At 71.0% G+C, this 4,288-nt stretch carries 4 protein-coding genes; all 4 read right to left on the reverse strand.

Features of this window, described 5'->3' with window-relative positions; all coding sequences use genetic code 11:
* Nucleotides 1-93 precede the first annotated feature (93 nt).
* The 4 genes from R6V09_RS47325 to R6V09_RS47340 are packed head-to-tail and all read right to left on the reverse strand — an operon-like array spanning nt 94 to nt 4,163.
* A complete protein-coding gene (locus R6V09_RS47325) occupies nt 94-1,425 on the reverse strand; it encodes a glutamate-1-semialdehyde 2,1-aminomutase (protein WP_317887642.1) in 1,332 nt (443 codons plus the stop codon).
* Nucleotides 1,426-1,432: 7 nt separating this feature from the next.
* Nucleotides 1,433-1,984, reverse strand: a complete 552-nt coding sequence (gene rfbC / locus R6V09_RS47330; protein ID WP_317887643.1) for a dTDP-4-dehydrorhamnose 3,5-epimerase — start codon at nt 1,982-1,984, stop codon at nt 1,433-1,435.
* Nucleotides 1,981-3,219, reverse strand: a complete 1,239-nt coding sequence (locus R6V09_RS47335) for a polysaccharide pyruvyl transferase family protein (protein ID WP_317887644.1) — start codon at nt 3,217-3,219, stop codon at nt 1,981-1,983. Before R6V09_RS47335 ends, rfbC begins: the two co-directional genes overlap by 4 nt.
* Complete coding sequence (locus tag R6V09_RS47340; protein WP_317887645.1) at nt 3,216-4,163, reverse strand: glycosyltransferase family 2 protein; 948 nt, start codon at nt 4,161-4,163, stop codon at nt 3,216-3,218. The genes R6V09_RS47335 and R6V09_RS47340 overlap by 4 nt, the downstream gene beginning before the upstream one ends.
* Between the last annotated feature and the right edge of the window lie 125 nt (nt 4,164-4,288).

Below are 4,288 nucleotides of genomic sequence, written 5' to 3' on the forward strand. Positions count from 1 at the left end.
CTGGTCGACCGGACGGCCGACCGGCTGAGCTCTCGGTCGGCCGTCCCGACGGTCGACGCCGGCCGGCGCGAGCGCCGCTGACGTCACGTCACCTCACGCCAGGCGGCGGAACACCGGCTTCACCGCTCGCCCGGCCAGCCAGGGAGTGGGATCGGCTGCGTCCAGCGCCTTCCGGTACACCGCGCATGCCTGGGCCACCACGTCGACGGTGCGGTCGATGTCCTCGTCGTCGAGTGCGCTGCTCACCACGAAGGACGGGGCCAGCACTCCGCCCGCGAGGAGCCGGCGCAGGAACAGGGTGCGGTACTGCTGCGACGGTTGCAGGTTCTCGTCGAGGGTGGCGAAGACCAGGTTGCTGGCCCGGCCCCGGACGACGACGTGGTCGCCGACACCCATGGCCGCCGCGGCGTCGCGGACCCCGGCGGCCAGCCGCTCGCCGAGGACGTGCAGCCGCGCGGTGATGCCCTCCTCGACGTACGTGGTCTGTACGGCCATCGCGGCGGCCAGGGAGTGCGTCTCCGCGCCGTGCGTGGTGGACAGCAGGAACACCCGGTCACGGTCGCCGGAGTCGCGCAGCCCGCCCCGCTCCATCAGGTCTCGGCGCCCGGCCAGCGCGGAGACGGCGAATCCGTTGCCCAGTGCCTTGCCGAACGTGGAGAGGTCGGGGACGACGCCGTAGAGGCCCTGGGCGCCCGCCTCGGACCAGCGGAAGCCGGTGATCATCTCGTCGAAGATCAGTACGCAGCCGTGCCGGTCGGCGAGGTCGCGCAGGCCGGCGAGGTATCCGGGCGGCGGCTCGGTGTGGGTGGCGGGTTCGAGGATCAGGCAGGCGATGTCGTCCGGGTGCCGGTTGAGCATCTCCTCCGTGGCGGCCAGGTCGCCGTAGGGGAAGGACGCGATGAGGTCGGTGGTCGCCGCCGGAATGCCCGCGGACATCGGTGTGGTGCCGATGAACCAGTCGTCGACGGAGAAGAACGGATGGTCGGAGCAGAGGGCCACCCGCGAGCGGCCGGTGGCGGCGCGGGCGAGGCGTACCGCGGCGGAGGTGGCGTCGGAGCCGTTCTTCGCGAACTTCACCATCTCGGCCGTCGGCACGGTGGCCAGGAAGCGTTCGGCGGCCTCGACCTCCACGATGGACGGCCGCACGAAGTTGCTGCCGCGGTCGAGTTCCCGCCGCACCGCCTCGATCACGCGCGGGTGGGCGTGGCCGAGGCTGACCGACCGCAGGCCGGAGCCGTACTCGATGTAGCGGTTGCCGTCGACGTCCCACACGTGGGCACCGCTGCCGTGGCTGATGACCGGGGCCAGGTTCTCGGGGTACTGGTCGTCGCCCTTGGCGTAGGTGTGAGCGCCCCCGGGGATCATGGCGTGCAGCCGCTCGTTGGCTGTCCGCGACAGGGGCAGGTCAAGCACTTCGGTGTCCACGAGGACCTCAACTTTCTCTGTGCTTCAGGACCTCGGCGAGGCTCGGCGCCTCACGGTCCCGTTGGGACATCAGTGCAACCGGCAGCGGCCAGGGAATGGCCAGCTCCGGGTCGTCGAAGGCGATCGTCACGTCCTCGGTCGGATCGTGCGGGCGGTCGATCCGGTACGAGGTGTCGGCGGTGTCGGTCAGTGCCTGAAAACCGTGCGCGCATCCCGCGGGAATGTAAAGAGTTGGTTGTGATTCTCCTGTGAGTTCAAAGGAAGTCCAATTGCGGTAAGTCGGCGAATCCGGCCGCAGATCCACGACGACGTCGAAGATCCGGCCGTACGAGCACCGCACCAACTTGGCCTCGCCCGCACCGGATCGCAGGTGCAGGCCACGCACTACACCCCGGACCGAGCGGGACAGGCTGTCCTGGACGAAGGCGTCCGGGTCCAGGCCCACCGAGCGGACCACGTCGGCGTCGAACGTGCGGCAGAAGAAGCCGCGTTCGTCGGCGTACGGCGTCGGCTCGAAGAGGAACGCACCGGCGATCTCCGGGACTTCGGTCGCTTTCATGGAGACTCCTGGCGGGCGTGGGCGTGGGTGTGGTGGGTCGCGGGGAACACGGCCGCGGTCAACGAGCTGAACTGGTCCTGCAGTTGGCGGGCGGCGGCCTGGTTCCGCTCGGCGAGGGTCTGCCGCAGTTCGGGCGATCGCTTCTCCAGGGCCCGGAATTGCTCCAGCAACCTGTCGGCGTCGACCTCGCGCGCCGGGTGGCAGTACGCGCCGAGGCCCATCCGGTCCATGAGCGCGTCGCTCTTCGCCGCGTAGCTGAGCGCGAGCACCGGCGTTCCGGTCTTCAGCGCGCAGATCAGGTTGTGGTAGCGGACCGCCACCACCGTGTCGGCGGCCACCATCTCGTTCATCAGGTCGGCCAGTGAGGCCGGTTCGGCCGCGGTGACCAGCGGTGAGTCGACCGCGTCGAGGATCGCGGCGACCACCGTGGCGTCGCACCGGTCGCCGGTGAGCAGCCGGACCGGCCTGCCCTCCTCGACCAGCGTGCGGACGAACCGGATCGTGCCGTCGAGATAGCGCCCATATATCTCGTCGGCGCGTGCGCGGTCGTCGTTGCCGCCGTGGAAGTCCATGACGCCGACGCAGACCGGGCCCGGCGCGTCCGAAGTCGCGCTCGCCTGCGGTGCCGGCAGGGAGAAGGCGAGGTCCGGGTAGACCTCGTCGCGCGCGGTGTCCACGCCCATCGCCCGCATCGCGTCCCGGGACTGGGCGTCGCGGTAGGACCGGTAGGCGGCCAGGCGCCCCGACCAGCGGACCAGGGCGCGGGTGGGCCGGTTGCGGATCTCGGCGGCGCCGACGCTGACCAGCGCGACCCGGGTGCGCATCAGCCGGCCGCTCGCGCAGAGCAGGAACAGAGAGTAGGGGAAGCCCCAGGGCCGTAGCGGCAGGGTGGCTTCCAGGACGCCCATGCCCGGCACGATCACCACGTCGTGGCGGCGTACCCAGGCGGCGGTGCGGAAGATGTCGACGAACTTGCCCAGACCCTTCGACGCGATCGAGCCCAAGCGGGACGCGGTCCGGTACTCAGCGCGGTTCCAGTGCATCCGGGTGGCGGGGATCCCGAACCGGGCCGTCACGGCCTCGGGCCCGCCGCACAGGGCGTCCACGACCGCGTCCGGGTGGTCGGCGCGGAGGTATCCGAGGACGGCTTCGAGCGACCCGTCGTTGCCGAGGTTGCCGGAGCCGAGAAGGCCGAACACCCCGACGCGCACCGGCAGTTCGGGTGCGGACGTCATGCGTGCCTCCCTTCGCGGCCGGCGACCAGGGCGTCGACGGAGACCGTGAGCTGTGCGGGGTCGACCGGGGCGCGGTCCTCGACCCGCTCGCCGGCGCCGGGCCGGACCCGACTGGTCATCCACGAAGCCAAGTGGCGGTAGCACGCGCGCTGGTCGGCCGGGGACAGCGGTGCCCGCCGGATCGCCGAGGCGAAGCCCCAGATGTACTCAGCGAGCAGCCGGGGCGTCGGGTGCAGCGCGCCTGCCCGGCGCGGGTCCAGGTTGACGCACCGGGCGCGCTTGGAGGGGTTGGCCCGCTCGGCGCGGGTGGGGTGGTCGCGGCGGAAGTACAGCAGTTCCGGGACCTGGTGGAAGCGTCCGTGCAGGGTGATCTCGGCGACGAAGGTACGGTCCGCGTGGTGGTAGCTGTCCATCGGCTTCACCCGGCGCAGCATGTCGGCCCGCATCACTCCGTAGAAGTCGTCGCCGCCCGGCTCGAACAGCAGACTGCGGAAGCGCTCCGGCGCGTTCGGGGAGCCGGTGGCGAGCGTGTACTCGTACGGGACCGTCACCTGGCCGTCGCCGTCGATGACCGCCTGGTCGGTGTGGGCGAGGATGACGTCCGGCCGCTCGTCCAGTGCTTCTATGCAGCGCGTCAGCAGGTCGCGACCGTAGAGGTCGTCGTGCGAGGCCCACTTGAACAACTCGCCGCGGGACTCGGCGAACACGTGGTTGTGGTTCGGGGTGGCGCCGATGTTGCGGGGCAGCCGGATATACCGGATGCGGGAGTCCTGCGCGGCGTACTTGCGGCAGATGTCCTCGGTGGCGTCGGTCGAGGCGTTGTCGGAGACGACCAGTTCGAAGTCCTCGTAGGTCTGGCCGAGGAGGGCGTCGAACGACTCGGCCAGGTACTCCTCGCCGTTGTACACGGGCAGGCCGATGCTCAGCCGCGGTCGGTCGGTCATGAGGTCCTCACTTCGGGGATGGGTTCGCGGTGGCGTTCGCGCAGGGCGGAGCGCAGTTGCAGCCACCACACGGCCGAGCCGCTGATGGTCGCGGCGGCGACGCCCCACGCCGAGCCGGCCGTGCC

Source organism: Streptomyces sp. W16 (genome assembly GCF_033194735.1).
In the GTDB taxonomy this organism is placed as follows: Bacteria; Actinomycetota; Actinomycetes; order Streptomycetales; family Streptomycetaceae; genus Streptomyces.